This is a genomic window from Streptomyces blastmyceticus (assembly GCF_039521185.1).
In the GTDB taxonomy this organism is placed as follows: Bacteria; Actinomycetota; Actinomycetes; order Streptomycetales; family Streptomycetaceae; genus Streptomyces; species Streptomyces blastmyceticus.
The window spans coordinates 43,230-66,054 of the sequence record NZ_BAAABW010000018.1; the positions used below are offsets into that span (position 1 = coordinate 43,230).

Below are 22,825 nucleotides of genomic sequence, written 5' to 3' on the forward strand. Positions count from 1 at the left end.
TCATCCCCGTGGAGGGTTGAGAAGTTCAGGCGCGGGCGCGGCGGGCGGCCGGGGCCTTGTCCGGCGTGATCCGGTAGGCGAGTTGGGCGCGGTCGGCGCTGACGCGGAGCTCTTCGAGGAGCAGCGGCTGGTCGTCGGTGCCGTGGGTGGTGCGGGTGGCGTGGAGGACGGCGGTGGCGTCGGTGAGCTGGAGGGTGGCGCGTTCGTCGGGCCTGGGGATGCGGGCGCCGACGGTCTCTGACCACCACAGCTTGTGCCCGGCCTTGGCGAGGACCGCGTAGATGTCCGTCGGCTGGCTGTCCGGCGCCTCGCTCAGCTCCGTGCCCTCGGCCGTGCTGAAGGGGATCAGCACCCGGTGCATCAGGCGCGTTCCCGTCTTGGGGTCGGCGAGCAGCCAGTCGCAGGCGAAGAGCGCTTCCCCCTCGTCCAGGCCCAGTTGGGGGCCGGTGACTGCGGTGGTGGTGCGGTAGGCGGCCGGTTCCTCGACCGGCTCCCACACCTCGTCCCCGAGCATGCTGAACGTGCGGCCGGTGCTGGTCACGGCTCGGTTGATGGTGTTGACCGGTGCGGGCAGGGCGCGGACGTAGCTGCCCTTGCCGTGGATGACCTCGATCAGCCCCTCGGAGCGCAGGGCGGCGACGGCGTTGCGCACGGTCGGACGGGAGACCCCGTAGCGGTCCATGAGCTGGGACTCGGAGGGGACGAGCGCGCCGGGCGGGATCTCGCCCGCGGTGATGGCGTTGCGGATCTCGGCGGCGACCTGCTGGTACAGGGCGCCGGGTCGCTGGATCTCTCCCACTGTCGAACTCCCTTTGCGTGAACGGGTCGTTGGTCTTACGTCACTCGTCAGCATAAGTGCTTGCGCGGTTGCTGCGGTAGGTGCATAGTCATCACTCGTCAGCACGAGTGACGTCCTGATGGTGAGGGCGTCTGATTGGCCAAGGAGGCCAACACCCCATGCAGTCCATCCCTGTTGATGTCTCCCGGCTCGGCGTACTGCGGTGCGCTGTCGCGCCGGAACCGAAGCTCACCGGCTTCGAGACCAAGGAAGTCAAGAAGGACAAGGAGGGCAACACGGTTTACACCGCGGCCGTCACGGTCCGGCAGGAAGGCCGCCGGATCTCGGTCATCGAAATCTCCGTCACCGGCGAGCCGAAGGGCGTCGTGGAGGGCGGTGAGGTGCGGGTGACGGGCCTGGAGGCGTTCTCCTGGGCCATGGGCGACCGGCACGGCATCAGCTTCCGCGCCGCCGCCATCACCCCCGTCCCGGGCCGCAGGCGTCAAGGCGGGTGGCGTCTGATGGCGCCCGTCACGCTCACGTTCTTACTCGCGGAGTCGATCACTTCCGTGGAGAAGGGGGTGGCGGTGCTGCTGATGACCGGGGTGGGTGAGGAGGCGTGAAGGACACAGCCGTTCTCCCGCTGATGGTGACGCTCGGGATCATCACCATCCTCTTGGTCCGCTCCCGCGACGTGCGCTGGTGGGAGGCCGTACTGATCGGCCTGTTCGGCACCTACCTGGGTCGAACCCCGGCGATCTTCGCGCTCAACAGCTTCGTGACTTGGTCCCTGCCCTGCTTCACCCACACCCACCCCTGACCGAGGCCCCGCATGCCCCTGCGCCCCGCGTGGTGCCCCATCTGCAAGGGCGAACGGAGCCTCAAGACCTGCTCCGGACGACCCGGCAGGCCGCGGAGGCCAGGGCTCCGACCGCCGAAGGCGTCAGTCGCCGTACGGGCGTTCTTCCGGGAGGAGGCGGGCGGCCGCTTCCGGGGCGCCGGTGGTGAGCAGGTGGTGGATCTCCTTCGCGAGCGGGGTCACGTCGGTGATCGAGACCGTCCACTCGTCGGCGTAGCGGCGGGCCGCCTCGCCCGCGAGGCCGAGCTGGAGTGAGCGGTGGGGCAGCGCGCGCAGGTGCAGATCGCGCTCGGGATCCCACTGGACCCTGACCGGCGAGGACTTCAGCTCGCGCTGCCACGTCTCACGGTCGGGATGCACATCACGGTCGAAGTGCGACAGACAGGCGTTGCCCAGCGCCCAGTCGAAGCCGGCGCGGTCGATCTCGATCGCGAGGACGCACTCCTGATCGGGCTTGGTGGCCCAGCCGCAGCGGTACATCATCCACAAAAACGAGGGTTTGATCCATGTCATCCGGTCGCGCTTCCACGCCGGAGGGAAGCGGCCGTCGCGGGCGGCGGGGTGGCCGAGGTGCGGGGCGTACGCCTGGTAGACGGTGATGGTCGTCGCGGTGTGCGCCGCCCGGATCCGGCGGTTCTGATCGTGCATGCGGCAAGTCTGGCGGTGATCCGGGCGGCGGGGAAAGCGAATTAGCGGCTGTCCCGGCTCTGCCGGTAGCGCTCGCCGACGACGCCCTGATCGGTCTCCCACCAGGGGCGCGTCAGCTCGGGGGCGGAGGCCGCGGGGGCCTCGGGGGTCGCCGGAGTCGCGGGGGCGGGGAGCGTGGCGAGCTCCTCGTCGAGCTGTCGGTCCAGCTCGGCCGTCCTGACCCGCTCGGCGCGGCGCCACTCGACGAAGACGGCGATGAGGAAGGGCATGCCGACGAGCTCGGCGATCGTCAGCATCAGTCCGCCGCCCAGCGCCTGGTCCCGCTCCGGGCTCGGGCCCCAGCCCCGCTGCTGCGAGCCGTACCAGCCGCCGGCGATCAGGGTGCCGCTGGTCATCACGACGATGCCGGGGAGGGCGTCGACGAGCCCGTCGAGGAAGACGAGCAGTGCCCGTACGGGGTGGCTGCACCAAGCGGGCAGCAGCTCCTCGCGGGAGAGCATGGGCAGGACGAACAGGCTGCCCGCCGCGAGGAGGTGGAGGTACATCAGCCGATGGACCGACTCGTTCCGCAGGGCCGCCTCGAAGTAGGGCGTGAAGTAGATGCACAGCTCCGTGGTGAGCACGAGCAGGGTGCTGACCAGCGGGAACGTGAGCACTCGCACGACCGGTCCGCGCATCGCGCGCCCCAGCCGTTCGGCTCCGCGGGCGGGCAGCGCGCGGCGGGCGAGGGCGAGGGGGTCGCCGAGGGCGAGGCCGAGCGGTGCGATGAGGTCGAGGAGGATGTTCTGCACCGCGGCGGGCCAGAAGAGGACCCGGTCGTACACCGCGAGGGACGACAGGGTCGCGACGGCAATCGTCCCGAGCCCGACGGTCACGAACGCGAGCGTACGGGCGACGGGCCAGCGCTCCCCCTTCCGCGTCACCCGCAGGACGCCCCAGGCGTAGAGCCCGCCGAGAACGATGATGAGGGCGAGGCCGAAGGGGTCCGCTTGCCAGGTGCCGAAGGCCCGGGCGGGGGTGAGGTTTGTCAGTGCCACGGTCGCCCAGCGTAGCCCTGCCCGTAGTGGATCTACGGGCAGGTCAGGAGTGGCAAAGCGCAGGTCAAAGGCTTGGAATCCGTTCCCCAACCCGTGGGGGTGCTCAGAGTAGGGGACGGGTGCCGGGGTGGGCGGCGAAGTAGTCGCGCAGCCCCGGGAGCTGCGGGCGCAGCGGCCACGGCACCGTGCTGATCACCGCCAGCCGCACCTGCGGATAGCGCAGGCGGGCGAGCTCGAAGGACCGTACGAGCAGCCGCGTCGCCTCCGCCGGCTCGTGCAGTCCCCGCGGCGTCTCCTCCGCGGACTGCGGCGCGAAGCCGAACTCCGTCCACCACACCGGCTTGTCCCCGTCCCGGTAGGCGCGCATCGCCTCGGCCACCGCCGGGAAGTTGGTCACCCGGTCGATCCCCGGTGCCTCCTCCGACCAGGCGTCGGGGGCCCGCCCGTCCAGGCGCGGCCGCAGGGCGAGCACGTCGAAGTGGTCGCGGCCGCCCGCGGCGTAGATGTCGCGGACGAAGCGGTGGTCGGTGTGGCAAGGGCCGCCGAGCACCACGGGGGCGGGGTCGGGGACGGATCTGAGGCCCGCTGCGCAGGCGCGGAGGAGGGCCGCGTAGCGGGTGGTGCGCTCCGCGGGGGCGAGCACGCCGGTCGTGGCGGGCTGGTTGGGTTCGCACCACACCTCCCAGGCGAGGACCCGGTCGCCGTAGGTGGCGGCCAGCCACTTCGCCCAGGGGCGGATGGTGTCGGGGTCGTCGGGGAAGCGGGCGTGCGGGCCCCGGGGCGCGGCGCCGTTCCGGGTCCACAGGGGTGATTCGTGCAGGGTGACGAGGACGGCGATGCGGCGTTCCGCCGCCGCGTCGAGCACTCCCGCCAGGCGCTGGTTGTAGGGGTGCCCGGCGCCGGGGGCGCTGTCCTCGGGCTGGCTGCGGTGCCAGGAGACGTCGACGCGGACGACTCCGACGCCGTAGGCGCGCAGGGTGTCCAGGTCGCGGTGCAGGGCGGGGCTCGGCCTGCCGTCCTGCCAGTAGCCGTCCCCCGTGCCGGGGAAGGGCACGCCGAGGACGGGAGGCGTGGTGGTGTCGGCCGTACGGTCCGGTGTGAAGGGGGTGGTCGAGGGGGCCTTGCGGGCCGTGGTGGCCGGCGTTGCGAGAGCCGCTCCGGCGGCCGAGACGACGAACGTACGACGACTCATGGGGGTCAGCCTGACAGTCGCGGGCGGGCGTTCCCGTGCTCCGGGACGGCCGTCACCCGTACAGGTGGCTTCGCGCCCGGGTTCGTTCGAAAGGGAGAGGTTTGCCCTATCGTCCGCAGCCTCAGGTGGCCGGTGTCGTCGCCGCGGCGAGGAGCGCCCGGGTCGTGGCCGCTTCCGGGACTCCCAGGCGGGTGAAGACGGCGAGGGCCTCGCGGAGGTGGTCGTGGCCGCGTTCCGGGAGGCCGAGGCGTGGGAGGGCCTGGCCGAGTACGGCGTGGGCGAGCCCTTGGCAGTAGCTCTTGCCCAGGTCGCGGGCGATCCGCAGGGACTCCTCGGCGCAGGAGACCGCGTCCTCGTCCCGCTGCTCGTCGAGGCGGCACTCCGCGAGGCGCGCCCAGGCCAGCCCTTCCCAGCCGCGCTGGTGCTGGGCGATGAAGTGGCCGAGCGCGTCGCGCAGCCGGTCGGCGGCGAGCGCCGGGGCGCCGGTCCTGCGCAGCACGAAGCCGTGCTGATAGAGCGTCATGGCGATGGTCGGGCCGTTGCCGGTCGCCCCGGCCAGCCGGACGGCGTCCGCGGCGGCGCGTTCGGCCTGCTCGGGCTGGTCGAGGGCGAGGTGCACGCGGGCGGTGTTGGCGAGGACCCGTGCCTCGCTGCCCTTGTCGTCGAGTCCGTCGCACAGCGAGCGGGCGAGCTCCAGCAGCGGGAGCGCCCGGGTGGGGCGGTCGGTGGCGAGGTGGAGGATGCCGAGCGCGTTGGCGGCGAGGTGACGGCAGAGGGTGTCCCCGGAGTCCTCGGCGAGCCGCAGGGCGGTGGAGAGTTCGCGCTCGGCGGCGTCGTACACGTCGGTGAGGTAGTGGAGGTTGCCGAGGGTGTAGCGGGCGCGTGCCTCGACGCGGGGTTCGCCCCTCGCCTGCGCGGTGTCGGCGGTGAGCTCGGAGAGGCGGCGCAGTTCCTCGCGGTGGGCGGGGCCCTCGATCAGGCCGGACCAGGTGAGCAGCAGGTCGCCCGCGGGGCGCAGGGCGTCGGGCGCGCCGGGTACGGCCTGGGCGAGGACGGAGGCCAGCGGTATGTGCTCGTGGCGCAGCCACTGCCGGGCGCCGTCGGCGTCGGCGAAGGGCACGCCGGGCAGGGTGACGGGGTGCAGGTGGCGCTGGAGCGCGTGGTCGGGTTCGAGGGTGCGGGAGGCGTTGCCGACGGTGGCGAGGTGGTGGTCGAGGAGCCGTTGGACGGCGGCGTGGCGCTCCTGCCCGCTGTCGGTCTGCTCGGCCTGACGACGCGCGTAGAGCCGGAGCAGGTCGTGGTAGCGGTAGCGGCCGGTGGCGTACGACTCCAGCATGCCCGCGTCGGCGAGGCCCTCGGCGAGGTCCTCGGCGGTGAACTCGTCGCAGCCTAGGAGGGCGGCGGTCGCCGAGAGCGACAGGTCGGGGGCGGCGGCGAGGGCCAGCAGGCGGAAGGCCCTGGCCTGGTCGTCGGCGAGGTGGCCGTAGCCGAGCCGGAAGGTGGCCTCCACGGTGAGGTCGCCGGCCTGCAGTTCGTCGAGCCTGCGGCGTTCGTCGTCGAGGCGGGTGACGAGGGAGGCGATGGTCCAGCCGGGCCGGGAGGCGAGCCGGGAGGCCACGATGCGCACGGCGAGCGGCAGATGGCCGCAGGCCGCGACGAGCGCGGCGGCCGCCCGTGGCTCGGCGGCGACCCGCTCGGCTCCCACGATGGCGGCGAGCAGCGAGAGGGCCTCGGGGGCGGTGGCGACATCGACGTGGAAGTGGCGGGCGCCGCCGAGGGTGATGGCGCGGGACCGGGTCGTGACGAGGACGGCGCAGCCCGCGGTGCCGGGGAGCAGGGGGCGGATCTGGGCGGCGTCGCGGGCGTTGTCGAGGAGGAGCAGGACGCGCCGGTCGGCGAGCACGGAGCGGTAGAGCGCGGCGCGTTGGCCCAGGCCGTCGGGGATGTCGGGTTCGGGGACGTCCAGGGCCTGGAGGAAGTGGGACAGGACGCTGCCGCTGTCGGCGGGGTGCGGCCCGGCGCCCTGGAGGTCGACGTAGAGCTGGCCGTCGGGGAAGTCCGGCCGGGCGGCGTGGGCGGCGTGCACGGCGAGCGTGGTCTTGCCGACGCCGCCGATGCCGGTGAGCATGGCGATCATCACGGCGGGCCCGGAGGTGTCGGTGAGGGCGGCGCGCACGTCCTGGACGAGCTCTTCGCGGCCGGTGAAGTCGGGGATGCCGGCGGGCAGCTGGAAGGGGACGGCCACGGGGCGGCCGGGGCCCGCGGGCTCGGCCGGGGCCGGCGCGGGGTCGGGGCCCGTGGGCGGGACGTAGGCCAGTGCGGGGTCGGCGGCGAGCACCCTGGCGTGCAGTTCGGTCAGTTCGGGGCCGGGTTCGACGCCGAGCTCGGCGACCAGCAGGCGCCGGGTGTCGGCGTGGACGGCGAGGGCGTCGACCTGGCGTCCGCAGCGGTAGAGGGCGAGGATCAGCAGGGCGCGGAAGCGTTCGCGCAGGGGGTGTTCGGCGGCGAGGGAGCTGAGCTCGGGGACGACCTCGGTGTGGCGGCCGAGGGCGAGGGCGCAGTCGAAGAGCCCTTCCTGGGCGACGAGGCGGGCCTCGGAGAGCCGGTGCCGCTGCCGTTCGGCGTACGGGCCGGGGAGGCCGGCCAGCGCGGCGCCGTGCCAGAGGTCCAGGGCGGCGGCGTAGCGGCTGTGCGCGGTCTCGGCGTCCCTCGCCTCGCGGGCGTCGGCGGCCTCGGCGAGGCGGCGCTGGAAGACGACGGCGTCGACCTGTTCGGGCGGTATGCGCAGGGCGTAGCCGCCGCCGGAGGAGACGAGGACGGTGGCCGGGGTCCTTGCCACGCGGCCGGGTTCGAGGAGGTTGCGCAGGCGGGAGGCGTAGGTGCGAATGGTGCCGAGCGCCTGAGGCGGTGCCAGTTCGCCCCACAGGGCGTCGATCAGTTCGTCGCTGGAGACCGTGCGGCCTCCGCGCAGCAGGAGGACGGTGAGCATGGCGCGCTGCTGGCGCGCCCCGAGCTCGATCTGCCGCCCGTCGAGCTGCGCGCGCACCGGGCCGAGCAGCTGGAAGGAAAACTGTGCTCCGGTTGTTGCCCCGCTGGCGCCCATGTCTCCCCCGACCTCGCCGCGCACACTCCGCCCGGCGACAAGGGGGACAGTATCTCAGGGCTCCGCGCGGCAGGAGCCGCCCGCGGCCCTGCCCGGCGTTCATCTATTGATCGTCTGTTGATCGCGGTGCCGCATACTTCGGGAAAAGACCGTGTTCCACCCGCATGACAGGAGTTCCGCATGAGCACCGAGGCCCCGAAGCCCACCGAGGCCGCGCAGCCCGCCGAGCAGAACACGCCCAGCGAGCAGGCCATCCTCGCCGGGCTCGGCGCGCCCATCGAGCACACGGAGGGCGCCCCGATCCCGGGCACGGAGCACAGCGGTCCGATCCGCCCGACCCACACGACGGGCGCGCAGTAGGCCGCACGGCCGGGCCCGGTGAGCGGCCGGCACCGACGGGCCCCCGATCGCGAGAGCGGTCGGGGGCCCGTCGCATCTGACGGTCCGTTAAGGGTGCGCAAAGAAACCGTCCGCCCGCCTTCAAAGAGAGCGATTACCGGACAGGCGCACCCCGTCTTGTCCGCTCACCGCCCAGCGCTCATCCGCGCCTGTCACAGGCGTTTACGGGGGCGGCTCGCGATGCTCCCGCGACTCATGAGGCCTGCCGGAGCACGGCCCGTACGACCGAATGTCGCTCTTGAACGTTCACGCGGGCGGTCGGGATACTCCGGGAATTGACATGGACGCGACTAGCGCCTCCCGGCCACCACCGGGCGCGCATCGGCCGTCACGCCCCTGTCGTCACGTCACATGCACCCTCCGTGCCCGGACATCGGTCCCACCGGGCACCCCCCACAGGAGGTCTCGTGAAACGTCCTCGCATATCCGCACGCCGCTCCGCCATGGCCGGTACGGCCGCCGCGGTCCTGGCGACCGCCGCACTCACCCTGCCCGCCGCCCACGCGACGCCCGCCCCGGCCACGCACTCGGCGGCCGACGTCGCGTCGGCCAGGGCGACCCTGAAGGCGCAGGCGTCCATCCCGGGCACCGCCTGGTCGACCGACCCCAGGACCAACAAGGTCGTCGTCACCGCCGACAGCACCGTCCGCGGCGCCCGGCTGGCCCAGCTCGACAAGGTCGTGGCGAGCCTGGGCGACAAGGTCACGCTCCACAGAACCGCCGGGCAGTTCCGTCCGCTCATCGCGGGCGGCGACGCCATCTGGGGCAGCGGGGTGCGCTGTTCGCTCGGCTTCAACGTCACCAAGGACGGGCAGCCGTACTTCCTGACGGCCGGACACTGCGGCAACGCCTCGAGCACCTGGTCCGACTCGCAGGGCGGCGCCGAGGCGGGCACGACCGAGAGCTCGACCTTCCCGGGCAACGACTACGCGCTGGTGCGCTACACGGGCTCGGCCGACCACTCCAGCACGGTGGACCTCTACAACGGCAGCCAGCAGAACATCAGCCGGGCCGGTGAGGCGACGGTCGGCGAGCAGGTACAGCGCAGCGGCAGCACCAGCGGTCTGCACAGCGGCCAGGTCACCGGCCTCAACGCGACCGTCAACTACGCGGAGGGCACGGTCAACGGCCTGATCGACACCTCCGTGTGCGCCGAACCGGGCGACAGCGGCGGCGCCCTGTTCGACGGCGACACGGCGCTGGGCCTCACCTCGGGCGGCAGCGGTGACTGCTCGTCCGGCGGCGAGACCTTCTTCCAGCCGGTCCCTGCGGCCCTCCAGGCCCTCGGGGCGCAGCTGCCCTGATCCTCCACCGGACAGCTGCACCGCCCGGCAACCGGCACACGGCCCCTGTGCGCGCCTTTCGGCGCCAGGGGCCGTTCGCCGTGGCCGGGCCCGGGTCAGTTGACGCGGCCGTACCAGACGCTGTTGCTCCAGATCTTCTCCAGCCGGACGGACGCGCCGGGCTTGGGCGAGTGCCAGATCTTGTTGTCCCCGGCGTAGATGCCCACGTGGTAGACGTTGCTGCCGGAGTGGAAGAAGACGAGGTCGCCGGTCTGGCGGGAGCCCGCGGACAGGTGCCGGGTCCTGTTGTACTGGTCCTGGGCGGTGCGCGGCAGGTTCTTGCCGACCTTCTTGAACGAGTAGAGCGTGAGGCCCGAGCAGTCGAACCGGTTGGGGCCCGCGGCGCCGTACTGGTAGGGCGAGCCCTTCTTGGACGCGGCGACCTTCAGCGCGGCCTGACCAGGCGTCGCCGCCTGGGCGTCGGCCGCCACACCGGGCAGCAGCATCGAGGCGGTGACGGTGGCGGCGGTGAGGACGGTCGCGGCGCCGGCCCTGGACACGAGCGTGGATATGCCGGGGAACGCAGACATGTCAAACCCTTCGTCATCCGCCTGCGAAAGATGACCTGTCGGGTTCGGGCTGTCGAAGTTGCCCGGCCACATCCGTGGCTTCACCCCAAGGACCACCGCCATCGTGGTCCGCCGTACCTGGGTCTCCCGCTCCTGCCGATCCATTCGGTCTGCTCCGCACCCGGAACGGCGGCAGGACTCGGCGTCCGCCCGGGGTGCCCGTCTCGGTGACGGGATCTTGTGTTCGAGTCACGATCCTGCATCACGAAGAGCCGGAAACCGGAGCCAGGACGGCTTTCTGTGAACTTCTTCACTTCCCGGCATTCATGGAACCGGGGTACTTTCCCGTCGCACGCAACCCGGGCAACTCCCAATTCAATCTTGGGCGTTGCGGGAAATCCGAAGACTGAAATCCAGTCATACGGCCGCGCCGGCTGCGAGTACGCGCACGAGGGCGGGACGTCTTTGCGTCAGAAATACACGACCACGGGGAACGCGTGGTTCGCCGTGACAGCGTGAGGGTAGCCCTACGGCATGCTCACCCTAGGGATCGAGGAGGAGTATCTTCTGCTCGACCCGGCCACCGCACTGCCCGTTCCCAAGGCAGAGCAGGTCTGCGCAGCGGTGGACCTGGAACCGGTCGTGCACGAGCGGGAGATTCAGGCGGAGTTGTTGCAGGCCCAGGTGGAAGTGGCCACTCCGGTCTGTGCGGACCTGGCGGAGGCCAGCGGGCATCTGCTGCGCCTGCGCCACGCCGTGAGCTCCGCCGCCAAGCGGAACGGCTGCCGGATCGCCGCGAGCGGCACGTCACCCCGCGCGGGCCTGGTGCCCATACCCGTCACCCGGAACCCGCGCTATCTGGCGATGCGCGGCCGGGCGCCCCAACTGGTCGACGAACAGCTGGTCAACGGGATGCACGTGCATATCGCCATCCCGGACCGGGAGATGGGCGTCGCCGTCCTCAACCGCGTCCGCCCCTGGCTGCCGGTGCTGGTGGCCATGGCGGCCAACTCACCGATGTGGCACGGCCAGGACACCGGCTTCGCCAGCTGGCGCACCGTGGTCTACAGCCGCTGGCCCGTCTGCGGCCCGCCCCCGCACTTCACCGATCTCGCCGACTACGAGGAGCGTATCCAGGCGCTGTTCGTCGCCGGGGCGATCAGCGACCGGGGACAGCTGTACTGGCAGGCCAGGCTGTCCGACCGCTATCCCACGATCGAGGTGCGCTGCCTGGACGTCCAGCTGCGCGCCGACGACGCCGTGATGTTCGCCGGGATAGTGCGCGGCATGGTGGCGACCGCCATCCGCGACGAGAAGAGCGGCCGCCGGATCGCGCACTGCCCGCCGGAGCTGCTCAGTGCCGCGAACTGGCACGCCGCCCGGCACGGTCTGGAGGGTGTGCTCGTCGACCCCGAAGGCAGGCGCCGCGGCGCCGACGACGTCGTCCGCTCCCTGCTCGGGCACATCGGGCAGGCGCTGGAGGAGGCCGGTGACATCCGTCAGGTGAGCTCGCTGGTGCACCGTCTGCTGCGGCGGGGCACCCCGGCGGACCGGCAGCGCCGGGTGCTGGCCGCCGACGGCATCAAGGCCCTCACCGACCTCATCACCGAACCGTGACCGGCGGCCGCCACGAGCCGCCGGGCCGTGCGCCGCCGCCTCAGTGGTGCGGATCGCCCTCGATCCGGCCGCCCAGGGCGCGCGCCGTGGCGGGGAGATGGCGGACGCGGGTCGCCAGCAGCAGGACGGCGAGGCCCAGATACACATAGGTCAGGACGAGCCGGGCGGACTCCCCCGGCAGGGCGAACTGCACCGCGAAGAGGACGAACAGCCCGGCGGCCTGGAGGCGGGCGAAGCGCAGGTCGAGCAGGACCACCACGGCCAGGACGGTCTGGGCGGCGGTCAGCGCGACCTCGTCGACCTGCCGGGTCACCAGCGGCAGCGCCGCTCCGCCGCCGCCCAGCGCATGGGCCAGGGGAAGGCAACCGACCAGCAGCGTCCACTGGTTGACCTTGCTGGACAGCAGCGCGCCGAGCCCGTCGCTCGCCCGCAGCCGCCAGGCGAAGACCACGGCGACGATGAGCTCCGGGGCCTCCGACGCCAGCGGCGCGAGCCACTGCACCAGGACGAAGCGGTCGATCCCCAGCGAGGCCCCCGCCTCCACCAGACCGTTGGCGAAGGGCTCCGCGCAGGCGAAGACGACGGCCGCCGCGGCGGCGAACAGCGTCGCGGTGGTGGCGCGCCGGCGGGGCGCGGGCAGCGTGGCGAGCCGCGCGGGCACCCCGACGAGCTCCTCCATCTCGCCCGAGCTGCACTTGCCGATCCGGTAGAGGTAATAGCCGTACCAGGGGACGAGCACCACCGGGACGTACCAGCCGATCTCCCGGGTCAGCGGCATCACGAAGGCGAGGACGGCGGCCACCGCGAGGAACGCGACGTCGATGCGCCGGTGCGGCTCCAGCACGATCCCGGTGTCCGGCGCGGACCGCCGGCGCAGCGCGAGCGCCGAGGCGAGCGCGACCAACGGCCAGCCGACGCCGACGAGCAGCCGGTTGGCGCCGGTCATGTTGGCCGCGGCGTAGGCGGCGTACGAGGGGTCGGAGCCGGCCGCGTAGGCGAAGTACAGGTCGACGGCGTACTCGGGCAGCACGGCGATGAAGGCCAGCAGGGCGAGCGCGAGCGCACCCGCCATGTCGGCGCGGGCGGTCTCGGCCGCCCACATCAGCAGCAGCGCCGAGCACAGCACGCCCAGGCCGAAGACGGCCACGGCCCACCCGGGCGAGAGCTCCGTCCCGCTCAGCCGCAGCACCGCCGCCGGGACCGCGCCCGCGCAGGCGGCACCGATCCGTACGCCGCTCGCCGCCGCGGAGGGCACCCCTCGGGTCTCGCGCATGACGGGCTCCTTCGCGTCGCGCCTGTACCCGTCGCTCTATCAGCAGGTACCGGCCAAGCCGCGTGGACAGCCCGGCGCGGAGCCGGGCGACGCCCGTTCGGAGCAGACGGGCACGGTCGCGCGCAGGGGGCGGGACCCTTGGCCCCGCCGTCTCTATAACGCCGCTCGCGGAAGCTGCCGGCGGATGTTCCCCGCCCACTGCTGTCCCTGTCGGTCGGTCAGCGAACGAATGGTGTCCCCCTCCCTCCAGCTCCCTCGCGACCGCAAGATGCGGTGAAGTCGGCCAGGTCAGCGGCACCCCCGTGGCTGCTGACCCGCAGGTAGATCATGCAGGAGGGATGCGATCATTTCTGCTGAGAACTTTTTGCAGGAAAAACTCGCCTATGAAATCGGCTTCCCCTGGCGGCGCCGTTCGTGATATTGGGGGAACCTCCGTTGGACAAGGAAGCCCTTCAGGCATTGCTCCGGGAACGCCGGGGCCGCATCGCGCCGGAGGACCACGGGTTCCTGCGTCCCTCGCGTCAGGGGCGGCGCGCCCCGGGGCTGACCCAGGGCCAGATCGACCAGTTGCTGCACCGCACACACGGCACGTTCAACCGGCTGGAGACGGGCGCCTATCCCCATCCGCCGGAGGACCTGCTGCGCGACGTCGCCCGGCTGCTGGCGTTCACCGAGCACGAGTGGACGTCGCTGTGGCTCTACGCCGTGCACCGCGACCCGCCCTACCCGCTGCACCAGCGCTCGGGCACGGAGGTGCCCCGGGCCTGGCAGGACGTCGTCGAGGGCCAGTCCCACATGGCGTACATCAACGACCAGTCCTGGCGCGTGCTCGCGCACAACGAGGCGTTCACCGAGATGTTCCCGCGCCGCGAGGTGCCGGAGAACACCATGCGGTGGATGACACTCCACCCGGAGGCCCGCACGATCCTCACCGGCTGGCAGGAGCACTGGGTGCCGATGATCCTGCCGCAGATGCGCGCGGCCGTGGCCGCGCTGCCCCACGACGAGACGCTCGCCGAGCTGGAGGCGGACATCCTCGCCGACCCGGTGGTGGGACCGCTGTACGAGGCGGGCGGCCGGGCGTACGTCCACCCCGACGGCGACGAACGGCCGCTGCTGCACCCGGTGCGGGGCCCCGGCTGGGTGTCGCTGTGCAGCGCCGAGCCTCTCGCGTCACCGCGCGCCCGGCTTATGGTGCTGGTCTTCCGCCCCGGTGACCGGAGCGGCCCCACCCGCCGGCCCATGCTGCATGCAGGATGACCGTGCGGGGGCGGCCCGCGCCGGGCACCGGCACCGCCCCCGCCGGCCCAGGCAGAAGGCCGCCCCGACCCGTGGAGCTCCCGTGACAGCGCACGTCTCACGCCCCGCCATAGCCCTCCCCCGGCACCGTGTGACCACCGAGGACATCGTCGAGGACATCCGCGAGCACCACGCGGACCACCCACGGCTGGAGTCCGTGCTGCGCGTCGTCCGCGCCACCGGTGTCCGCACCCGGCAGTTCACCCAGCCCCTGGACTCCCCCACGGTCTCCGGCACCGCGTCGGTGGAGGAGCGCAACCGGGTGGCGTTCGCCGACTCCGCCGAGCTGGCCACCCGGGCGGCGCGGGCCGCGCTCGCGGACAGCGGCCTGGAGCCGTCGGCCGTCGACTGCATCGTCACCAGCCACTCCACCTCATGGGCCGTGCCGGGCCTGGACATCCACCTCATCGGCGCGCTCGGGCTGCGCGCGGACGTGCGCCGGGTCCCCATGACGTCCCTGGGCTGCGTGGGCGGGGCGCAGGCCCTGGTCCGCGCCACCGACCATGTGCGGGCGCACCCCGGGAGCCGGGTCCTGGTGGTCGTCGCGGAGACCATCAGCACCATCTACAACCACCGCAACACCGCCTTCGAGTCGATGATCTACAAGGCGCTGTTCGGGGACGGCTCCGGTGCCTGCGTCGTCACCGACGCCCCGCTCGGGCCCGGCCTGTGCGTCGAGGACACCTGGGAGTACCTGCTGCCGGAGAGCGGCAGCCGCTACCGGGGCCGGCTCGACGAGGCCGGTCTGCACTTCGACTCCACCCGCGCCGCCGCAGAGGCCACGGGCGAGGTGATGCCCGCCCTGGGCGCCTGGCTGAAGACCGTGCAGGAACCGCCCGCCGAGCCGCAGTGGGCGGTCGTCCACCCGGGCGGGCCGCGGGTCCTCGACGACACCGCGCGGGGCCTGGGCGTCGACGCGAAGATGCTGCGGCACTCCTGGGACAGCCTCGCGGAGAACGGGAACCTGGGCGGCGTCGCGGTCCTGGACGTCCTCGCCCGCACCTACGAGGACCCGCCGTGCGACGGCGAGCGGGGGCTGTTGCTGTCGTTCGGGCCGGGTTTTCTGGCGGCCGCGTGCCGCGGTCTCTGGCGCGCGTGAGGAACCCGGGAGCCGTGTCCGCACCGGGGCCGGGGAAAGCCGCCGTCAATGCGCCGAATCCGCGCGGAAGTTCTTCGGGACCAAGATCGCCGCCAGGGCCACCGCCACCGCGACGATGCCCACGGACACCAGCGCCGTGGTGGTCAGCGCGTCGTTGAACGCCGAGCGCGCCGTCGCCAGCAGCGCGCGGCCCACCCCGCTGTCGATGCCGAAGGAGCGGGCCACCTGGTCCGCGCCGCCCACCGACTGCCGCGCGGTCGTCAGGTCCGCGCCCCGCAGCCCTGCCGGGAGGCCGGTCATCCCGGAGCGGAACAGCCTGGTGTGGATGCTGCCGAGCAGCGCCACGCCGAAGCCGATGCCCAGTTCGTACGCGCTCTCCGAGACGGCGCCCGCCTGGCCCGCGCGCTCCGGGCGCACGGCCGAGACCATCACCGCCGCGGAGGCGGTGATGGCCATGCCGTCGCCGATGCCGAAGGTGACCAGGGCGACCGCCACCACGCCGTAGGCCAGCGGCTGCGGGGCCGCGGCCAGCAGCGCGAAGCCGCACAGCAGCGCGGCCAGACCCACCGTCAGCACGGTCCGCACGCCGATGCGGCGCAGCAGCCAGGGGGTCAGCAGTGACGAGGCGAGCAGGGCGAGGGCGACGGGTAGCGTGCGCAGCCCGGCCGCCAGGGCGTCGTAGCCGTGGACGTACTGGAGCCAGAGCGAGATCAGGTAGAGGGCGGCACCGATCGCCATCATCGCGGTGAGGGTGGCGAGCGCGGCGGCGAGGAAGGGGCGGCTGGCGAAGAGCCGGACGTCCAGCAGCGGGTCCGCGGCGACCAGTTGACGGCGTACGAACCAGGTGAGCGCCGCCAGGCCGACCAGCAGCGCGGCCAGGTCGACGGGCCGGAAGCCGGCCGCCAGGTGCTTGATGCCCCAGGCGGTGGCGATGACTCCGGCCACGGACAGCACGGCGGACCAGAGGTCGAGGTCGTGGTGGGAGGGGCTGCGGTACTCGGGGAGCAGCAGGACGGCCGCGACGACGGTGATCACGACGACGGGCACGTTCACCCAGAAGGCCGCCGACCAGGAGAAGGCGTTCACCAGCGCGCCGCCGACCAGCGGGCCGATCGCCGCGCCCGCGCCCGCGACGGCGGCCCAGACCCCGATCGCCAGGGTGCGTTCGTGGGCGTCGGTGAAGATGGTGCGGATCAGCGAGAGGGTGGACGGCATCACCATGGCCCCGCCGATGGCGAGCAGCACCCGGCCCGCGATCAGCTGGAGGACGCTCTCGGTGAGCCCGGCCGTGGCGGCGAGCACCGAGGCCACCCCGAACACGGAGAACCCGGCGACGAACAGCAGCTTCCGGCCCACCCGGTCGCCCACCGCGCCCGCGGTGACGAGCAGTCCGCCCAGCACCAGCCCGTAGATGTCGATGATCCACAACTGCTCCAGGGCGTCCGGCCGCATCTCCTTGATGAGGGACGGCAGGGCCACGTTGAGGATGGTGGCGTCCATGGCCACCAGGAGGAGGCTGGCGCAGAGGACCGCGAGCATCGCCCAGCGGGCGGGATCGGCCGCTTCCGGGCCGGAAGGGGCTGCCGAGGTGCCATGGTCCACGCGACGTCCCGTCCCTTCGGGGATCACGTGCGATCCCGGGACGGGGTGGTCCGCGTCCCGGAACGGAACCTAATCCGTCGTCCGGCGGGCCGCATCCCGGGAAGTGTCCCGCCCGGCGGCCGCGCGGTGCGTCTTCCCCGCCTTTTCCGCCGCTGTCGGTGGCACGGGTTCCGGTGAACTGCCGATTGGGCAGGGTGCCTCTACGGAAAGGAACGGAAAGGAGGTGCCCGTGGGACGTATCGCGGAGTCCGCCGGGGAGAAGGCGCGGAAGCCAGGGCACGGGGCCGGGCGGGATGTGGTCGTGATCGGGGCCGGTGTCGCCGGGACCAGTGTCGTGCTGCACCTGGTGCGCGCGCTGCTCGATTCGGAGCGCCCCCCGGTGCGGTCCGTCCGGCTGGTGGACCCCCACCCGGCGGGCTGGGGGCTGGCGTTCGGGGACACCGACCCGCTGCTGCTGTGCAACACCGCGGTCGAGATCAACTCCCTGCTCGCGGACCGGCCCGGCGACTTCGTCGACTACCTCCGCGAGCGCGGCTGGACGGGCGGGGAGAAGGACTGCGTGGCCCGGGCCCGGATGGCCGAGTACGGTCACGACCGCTACGCGTGGGCCCGGGAACAGGCGGCGGCCCGTGGTGTCGCCGTCGACCAGGTGCACGGCACGGCCGAGTCCGTCCACGTGGGCGGCGCGGACGGCGCGCAGCGGGTCCGGCTGGCCGACGGGCGCGAGCTGCGGGCCGACGAGGTCGTCGTCTGCACGGGCGTGCACCGCCCCCGCATACCGGACGGCTTCGCCGTCTTCGAGGGCCACCCGCACTATCTGGACAGCCCCTACCCGGCCGACCGGATCCGCCGGCTTCCGCCGGACTCGCGGGTGTTGGTGCTCGGCAGCCACCTGTCGGCGGTCGACGCCGCGCTGCTGCTGTGCCGTGACGGCCACCGGACAACGCTGACCTCGCCCTCGGGACTGCTGCCACCCGCACGGGTGTCGCTGTCGATGGCCGTACGCGACTTCCCGCCGCTGGAGCGGATCTCGCTGCTCGACCCGGACGACCCGCTGCTGGAGGAGCGGCTGACGCGCTGTGTGGTGGAGTCGGTCCGGCTGCTGGACCGGCGGCCGCTGCGGCTCCAGACCTCCCGGGCGGCCGACCCCGTACGGCGGCTGCGCGAGGAGACGAAGCTGGTGGAGGAGGGCGCCTGTTCGTGGGCGGACGTGATGGTGCCCCTGATCGAGACCGTGATCGCCCTCGCGCCTTCGCTGCGCCCCGCGCGCCGCCGGGCGCTGATGGCGCGCTTCTCCTGGTTCACCGGCCGTTACGCCACGGCGATGACCGTCGTCAACGCCCGCCGGCTGCTGGCCTGCTTCGAGTCCGGCGCGCTGCGCATGGCGGATTCCTATCCCTCCGGCGTCTCGTTCGCCCGGGGCGTCTGGCGGGTCGAACGGCCGGACGGGCACGTGGACTGCTTCGACTACGTCGTCAACGCCACCGGCTATCACCCGCCCGTGCTCCACTGGGACCGCGAGGGCTCCGCACTGCACCTGGGCGATCCGCCCGCGCGTGCCACGGCCGTCGACCATCTGGAGGGGGACCTCCGGGTGCGCCGGGCGGGCGGGGCGGCGCCGGAGCGGGTCTGGGTGGTGGGGGTGGGGACGCACGTCCGCATCCCGTTCGCCAATCACCTGCGCAATGTGGTGCGGCAGGCACGGCAGGTCGCGCGGGAGCTGTCGGGCGCGGAGATCCCCGTATGAGCCGGGGCGCTATTCCAGCAGCCCCCGCCGCATCGCCTCGGCGACGGCGGCGGCCCGGTCGGACACCCCGAGCTTCTCGTACAGCCGCTGGGTGTGGGTCTTGACGGTGCTCGCGCCCAGATAGAGCTCCGCGGCCACCTGGGGGATGCTCTTGCCTTCGGCGAAGCCGTGGAGCACCTGCCGCTCGCGCTCGGAGAGGACCGTGGTGTCGCGGTCCGCCCGCAGCCGGATCTCGTCGACGAGCCCGCCGGCCAGGTCTTCGGAGACCACCTGCTTGCCGCTCGCGACCTTGAGCACGGCGTCGACGATCTCGGCCCGCTTGGCGTCCTTGGCGAGATAGCCGGCGGCTCCCTCCTCCACGGCGCGGTAGACCACGGCGGCGTCGGTCGTGGCCGACAGCAGGATGGCGCGGGTCGGCAGCTGGTCGCGTACGAGGGCGTGCACGACGGCGATGCCGTCCATCGTGGGGATCCGGTAGTCGATCAGGGCGACCTGAGGTTCCAGCTCCCGGATCACCCGGAGCGCCTCCGCGCCGTCCCCGGCCTCGGCCAGCACCTCGATCCGGCCGCTGAGCCGCAGCCCGCGGGCGATGCCCTCGCGGTAGACGGGGTGGTCGTCGGCGACGACCACCGTCACCGGCGCGCCGGAATCGGACTCCATGGGACCGTCCTCCCGCATGCGCGCCGCCTCCGACAGCGGCGCCGTTCCTGTGGACCACGATAGGCCGGTTCGCCCGGGGCGGCCGGACGTGCCGGACGTGCCGGACGGCGGGGGGCCGGGGCACGCCGGCTCCCGTCAGCCCGGCGCCCCGCGGATGCGGGCCGCGGCGCGGGCCACCCCGCTGAGCCAGGCCTCGGCGTCGGCGATCAGCAGGGCCTGGGTGTCCGGGACGGCGGGCGTCCGGTGCGCGACGTAGCGCAGCGGCCCGGAGTCCTCGGGCGGGCAGGTGGCCGGAGGCGTCCGCGCCGGGTCCGCGCCGTCGCTATCACCGGCCCGCAGCGCGTCCGCGGCGCGGAGGACCTCCGCCGCCACCCGCTCGGCCAGGCCGGTCAGTTCGACGGTCACCGCCGCCGGCAGCGGCCCTTTCTGATGGCTCATCAGCATCAGGTCCCCGCCGTGCACCATGTCGTAGCCGACGGTCAGAACCGCCTCCCAGGGCCGGTCCGAGGGGTGCCGGTCCCCGCACTCGATGTGGTACTGCGCGGAGGACGCCTCCGCGAAGTGCATCGCGTGGCGCACGGACTGCTGCAGGTCGGCCGGACCGGGCGCGCCGCCGAGCCGGGCGATGACGGCGCGGCAGGAGGCGGCGCCCCGGGCGAGGAAGTCGGCCATGTCGCGCCGCAGTTCGCCCTGGCCGCCGTGGGGCCAGGCGAGGAGGCTCGCCACCGCGCCGATCGACCCGCCGAGGAGGACGTCGACGATCCGCACCTCGGAGATCCGCCAGTCCGCGGTGGACAGCTGGGTGAAGATCAGAACGAAGGCGACGGTGAACACCCCCTGGATCCAGGCCGGTCCGAGCAGGGGGGCCACCGTGAAACCGACGAGGACGACGACGAGGAGCGCCACCGCGTAGAAGAGGGGGACCTCACCGACGAGATAGAGCAGCCCCGCGGCGAGCACCGCCCCGACGGCCGTGCCGGCGAAGGCCGGGCCCAGGCCCGCGCGCGTGTCCGCCGCCGAGGTGCGCATCAGGCTGAGCGTCGCCAGCAGCACCCAGAAGCCGTGCGACAGACCGAGCGCGCCGACCAGCAGGCGCGCGCAGGCCAGGGCGGCGGCGACCCGGAGGGCGTTCTGGAGGTGTACGGAGCGGGGCGTGAGGTGCATCCGCAGCCTGCGCCACCACAGGACGGGCGCCGGGGTCGCGGCGTAGGTGAAGGGGGAGCTCGGGGTACGGCCTCCGGGCGGCCGGCCGCCGAGCGCGATCCGGGCGGCCTCCGTGACCAGGCGGGCTCCCTCGGCCACCGCGCGGACGACCGCGTCCTGCCGCAGCCGCCCGGCCGTGGTGCCCGGGAGCGTCTCCGCGCGGGCGGCGTCGAAGGCGTCGAGCTCCTCGGGGAGGGTGCCGTCCTCCTCGGCGGTCCCCGCGCGCAGCGCCGTCGCGGCGCGGCGCAGGGCGCTCTCGGTGTGCCGCAGCAGGGCCAGGGTGGCGGGCGGGGCGCCGGGCGCGCCGCCGGCCTCGGTGAACAGGCGGTCCAGCTGGTCCCTCACGTGCCGGATCGCGGCGTGGGTGTGGCGCAGCGCCCGGACCCGGGCCGCCGGGGAGACGGGCCGTTCCATCAGGGGCACCCGGGAGAGCCGGACCCCGTCCAGGGCCCGGTCGGCGGCCGCGCGCGGGTCGGGGGCCAAGGATGTGCCGGGGCCTGCCGCGAGCCGGTCCGCGGCCGCGCCGGTGCAGTCGGCGACGGCCGCCGCGGCGCCCGCGAGGCGCATCCGGTAGGGCTCCGGGGCCGGTTCGGGCCACAGGAACCGTTCGGCCAGAACGGTGAGCAGGACGCCGAGTGCGAGGCCCAGGAGCCGGGAGCCGAGGGTCTCGGGGGCGTAGGGCGGGAAGCACGGCAGGACGTAGTAGAGCTGGAAGGCGGTGGCCAGTCCGGTCAGGCGGGGGCCGCCCACCGAGCAGTAGGAGATCACGAACCCCACGACGAACATCCCGCAGGCCGCCGCCCAGGAGCTCACCGCGAGCAGGGTGCCGGCGGTGACGAGGAGGACGCCGACGGGCAGGGCGGTCAGCAGCGTACGGGTCCGCTCGCGTGGCGCCCCCGGCACCTGGCAGAACATGATCAGGGGCAGGGCGCCGAAGATGGCGTACAACGCGATAACCGGGTCGTGCAGCCCGTAGCGGAAGAAGTAGAAGCCCGGGCAGCCCGCCGCGGCCACCCAGAGCGCGCGGCGTGCCGACTCCCGCGCGTCCGGCAGCCGCAGGAGCGCGCTCATGCGCATGGGCGGGTACCGGCCGTCACCTTCCTCACGTTAAGTGAACCCTTCTCGACCGCAACCCGGGGAATGCGCGGCGAGCGGTATCGCTTTTCGCCGTCGGTCTCCGGACGGTCCGAAGGGAATTCGGCGAATACCGCGTTCAGCAATTCAGGGGCATGGGAATGTTCCGCGACGTGGACCCCGAATTGCGGCACAGCCCGTAGCCGTCGTCGCGGAGGTCGTCGATGATCCCCGGCAGTGCTTCGGGGAAGTGGGTGAAGAGGTGTCCGAGCACCACTCCGCCCCGCTTGTCCGCCGCCGGGGCTTCACGGACTCGCGCCCGTACGGTGGCCGCGTCGGGGAGACTCCCGCCGGAGCCGTCCCAGTCGAGCGTGTCCACGGTCCATGTGCACATGCGGTAGCCGAGTTCGGAGGCGATCCGGGTCTCCCGGTCCCCGTAGTCGCCGAAGGGCGGCCGCAGCAGAGTGCTGTCCAGCCCGTCGCGGATCTCCGCGCGGGCGTCCGCTTCGGGGAGATCCGGCAGGCGCCGGTGGGAGTACGTGTGGTTGCCGACCCAGTGGCCCTGGGCGCGCAGGGTCTCGGTGATGCCGGGGTACTGGGAGGCGAACTCGTTGATGAGGAAGAACGCGGCGCGGATGCCCCGGCTCCGCAGATAGTCCCCCACCTCCACCGTGAGGTCCGGGTCGTCGTAGGACCAGTCGTCGAACGTCAGCAGCACTCTGCCGGAGGTGTTGCCGCAGCGCTGGTGGTCGTACGGGGCGGCCCGGTGCGGACCGGCGTTGACGGTGGCCGGGGCGAGGGTCAGTGCCAGGGTGGTCAGGGCCGTGACCAGCGCGATGCGCCTGCTCTTCCGATAACCGGACATCCGGGGACTCCTCTTCCGGCCGCCATGAGGGTCCGATCATCCCGGCGGCCGGGGCGCACCGCCAGCAGCGGGGAGGCGTGTCGGACGCTCTCCCGCGGCATGGACAATCGGAGGATGTCCAACACACGCACCACCCCCCTCACCGACGACTGCCCGTGCGGGCTCGGCAAGCCCTACGGCGACTGCTGCGGCGCCCTCCACCGGGGCGCGCGGAGCGCGGCCACGGCCGAGGCGCTCATGCGGTCCCGCTACAGCGCGTTCGCCGTGCGCGACGCCGCTTATCTGCTGCGGTCGTGGCATCCGGACACCCGGCCGGAGAGCCTCGACTTCGACCCGGAGATGCGGTGGACCCGGCTGGAGATCCTCGGCACGACGGGCGGCACGGCGTTCCACAACGAGGGCACCGTGGAATTCCGCGCCCACTTCACGGAGCGTGGCCGCGCGGGCGACCAGCACGAGAACAGCCGCTTCGCGCGTGTGAACGGCGAGTGGGTCTACGTCGACGCGCTCGACTGAGG

At 73.1% G+C, this 22,825-nt stretch carries 19 protein-coding genes, 1 pseudogene and 1 riboswitch; of the genes and pseudogenes, 9 read left to right on the forward strand and 11 right to left on the reverse strand.

Going from position 1 to position 22,825, the window contains the following annotated elements:
- Positions 1–25: 25 nt before the first annotated feature.
- Complete coding sequence (locus ABD269_RS17365; RefSeq protein WP_344118768.1) at positions 26–799, reverse strand: GntR family transcriptional regulator; 774 nt, start codon at positions 797–799, stop codon at positions 26–28.
- 158 nt (positions 800–957) lie between these two features.
- Here ABD269_RS17365 and ABD269_RS17370 point away from each other — a divergent pair.
- Both ABD269_RS17370 and ABD269_RS17375 read left to right on the forward strand, forming a co-directional pair.
- Positions 958–1,269: pseudogene (locus ABD269_RS17370) on the forward strand (SCO3933 family regulatory protein); the annotation flags it as partial.
- 128 nt (positions 1,270–1,397) lie between these two features.
- Positions 1,398–1,598, forward strand: a complete 201-nt coding sequence (locus tag ABD269_RS17375; protein ID WP_344119092.1) for a hypothetical protein — start codon at positions 1,398–1,400, stop codon at positions 1,596–1,598.
- A gap of 123 nt (positions 1,599–1,721) precedes the next feature.
- Here the strand turns inward: ABD269_RS17375 and ABD269_RS17380 are convergent, their stop codons facing one another.
- From ABD269_RS17380 to ABD269_RS17395, 4 genes are all read right to left on the reverse strand, one after another.
- Entirely contained in the window at positions 1,722–2,285 is a 564-nt protein-coding gene (locus ABD269_RS17380; RefSeq protein WP_344118770.1) for a DUF4291 domain-containing protein, read from the reverse strand.
- 41 nt (positions 2,286–2,326) lie between these two features.
- Positions 2,327–3,322 carry a cytochrome c oxidase assembly protein gene (locus ABD269_RS17385; protein ID WP_425572913.1) on the reverse strand — a complete coding sequence of 332 codons (996 nt, stop codon included), beginning with the start codon at positions 3,320–3,322 and terminating at the stop codon, positions 2,327–2,329.
- 103 nt (positions 3,323–3,425) lie between these two features.
- Positions 3,426–4,514, reverse strand: a complete 1,089-nt coding sequence (locus ABD269_RS17390; RefSeq protein WP_344118772.1) for a cellulase family glycosylhydrolase — start codon at positions 4,512–4,514, stop codon at positions 3,426–3,428.
- A 121-nt stretch (positions 4,515–4,635) separates the two neighbouring features.
- Positions 4,636–7,617 carry an AfsR/SARP family transcriptional regulator gene (locus tag ABD269_RS17395; protein ID WP_344118774.1) on the reverse strand — a complete coding sequence of 994 codons (2,982 nt, stop codon included), beginning with the start codon at positions 7,615–7,617 and terminating at the stop codon, positions 4,636–4,638.
- A 180-nt stretch (positions 7,618–7,797) separates the two neighbouring features.
- Between ABD269_RS17395 and ABD269_RS17400 the strand changes: the two genes are divergently transcribed.
- Together ABD269_RS17400 and ABD269_RS17405 are read left to right on the forward strand one after the other, a co-directional pair.
- Positions 7,798–7,977 carry a hypothetical protein gene (locus ABD269_RS17400; RefSeq protein ID WP_301889670.1) on the forward strand — a complete coding sequence of 60 codons (180 nt, stop codon included), beginning with the start codon at positions 7,798–7,800 and terminating at the stop codon, positions 7,975–7,977.
- Between the two features lie 482 nt (positions 7,978–8,459).
- On the forward strand, positions 8,460–9,320 hold the full coding sequence (locus ABD269_RS17405; protein ID WP_486387809.1) for a S1 family peptidase: 861 nt from the start codon (positions 8,460–8,462) through the stop codon (positions 9,318–9,320).
- A gap of 95 nt (positions 9,321–9,415) precedes the next feature.
- Here the strand turns inward: ABD269_RS17405 and ABD269_RS17410 are convergent, their stop codons facing one another.
- Entirely contained in the window at positions 9,416–9,889 is a 474-nt protein-coding gene (locus ABD269_RS17410; protein WP_116210363.1) for a C40 family peptidase, read from the reverse strand.
- Between the two features lie 3 nt (positions 9,890–9,892).
- A riboswitch (cyclic di-AMP (ydaO/yuaA leader) is annotated at positions 9,893–10,049 on the reverse strand.
- A gap of 353 nt (positions 10,050–10,402) precedes the next feature.
- Between ABD269_RS17410 and ABD269_RS17415 the strand changes: the two genes are divergently transcribed.
- A complete protein-coding gene (locus ABD269_RS17415) occupies positions 10,403–11,485 on the forward strand; it encodes a carboxylate-amine ligase (protein WP_344118778.1) in 1,083 nt (360 codons plus the stop codon).
- A gap of 40 nt (positions 11,486–11,525) precedes the next feature.
- Here the strand turns inward: ABD269_RS17415 and ABD269_RS17420 are convergent, their stop codons facing one another.
- A complete protein-coding gene (locus ABD269_RS17420) occupies positions 11,526–12,758 on the reverse strand; it encodes a hypothetical protein (protein ID WP_301889662.1) in 1,233 nt (410 codons plus the stop codon).
- Positions 12,759–13,193: 435 nt separating this feature from the next.
- Here ABD269_RS17420 and ABD269_RS17425 point away from each other — a divergent pair, with 435 nt between their 5' ends.
- Complete coding sequence (locus ABD269_RS17425) at positions 13,194–14,018, forward strand: MmyB family transcriptional regulator (RefSeq protein WP_301889661.1); 825 nt, start codon at positions 13,194–13,196, stop codon at positions 14,016–14,018.
- 82 nt (positions 14,019–14,100) lie between these two features.
- Positions 14,101–15,156, forward strand: coding sequence for a PhlD (locus ABD269_RS17430; protein ID WP_344118782.1), 1,056 nt, complete (start codon positions 14,101–14,103; stop codon positions 15,154–15,156).
- 45 nt (positions 15,157–15,201) lie between these two features.
- Here ABD269_RS17430 and ABD269_RS17435 read toward each other — a convergent pair whose 3' ends face one another.
- A complete protein-coding gene (locus tag ABD269_RS17435; protein ID WP_344118784.1) occupies positions 15,202–16,758 on the reverse strand; it encodes an MFS transporter in 1,557 nt (518 codons plus the stop codon).
- Between the two features lie 229 nt (positions 16,759–16,987).
- Here ABD269_RS17435 and ABD269_RS17440 point away from each other — a divergent pair, with 229 nt between their 5' ends.
- Complete coding sequence (locus ABD269_RS17440; RefSeq protein ID WP_344118786.1) at positions 16,988–18,505, forward strand: FAD/NAD(P)-binding protein; 1,518 nt, start codon at positions 16,988–16,990, stop codon at positions 18,503–18,505.
- 9 nt (positions 18,506–18,514) lie between these two features.
- Here ABD269_RS17440 and ABD269_RS17445 read toward each other — a convergent pair whose 3' ends face one another.
- From ABD269_RS17445 to ABD269_RS17455, 3 genes are all read right to left on the reverse strand, one after another.
- Entirely contained in the window at positions 18,515–19,165 is a 651-nt protein-coding gene (locus tag ABD269_RS17445; RefSeq protein ID WP_301890508.1) for a response regulator transcription factor, read from the reverse strand.
- A gap of 135 nt (positions 19,166–19,300) precedes the next feature.
- Positions 19,301–21,439 carry an FUSC family protein gene (locus ABD269_RS17450; protein ID WP_344118791.1) on the reverse strand — a complete coding sequence of 713 codons (2,139 nt, stop codon included), beginning with the start codon at positions 21,437–21,439 and terminating at the stop codon, positions 19,301–19,303.
- A gap of 142 nt (positions 21,440–21,581) precedes the next feature.
- Positions 21,582–22,307: a polysaccharide deacetylase family protein gene (locus tag ABD269_RS17455; RefSeq protein WP_344118793.1), complete on the reverse strand. Its 726-nt coding sequence runs from the start codon at positions 22,305–22,307 to the stop codon at positions 21,582–21,584.
- 114 nt (positions 22,308–22,421) lie between these two features.
- Here ABD269_RS17455 and ABD269_RS17460 point away from each other — a divergent pair, with 114 nt between their 5' ends.
- Positions 22,422–22,823: a YchJ family protein gene (locus ABD269_RS17460; RefSeq protein ID WP_344118795.1), complete on the forward strand. Its 402-nt coding sequence runs from the start codon at positions 22,422–22,424 to the stop codon at positions 22,821–22,823.
- Positions 22,824–22,825: the final 2 nt, after the last annotated feature.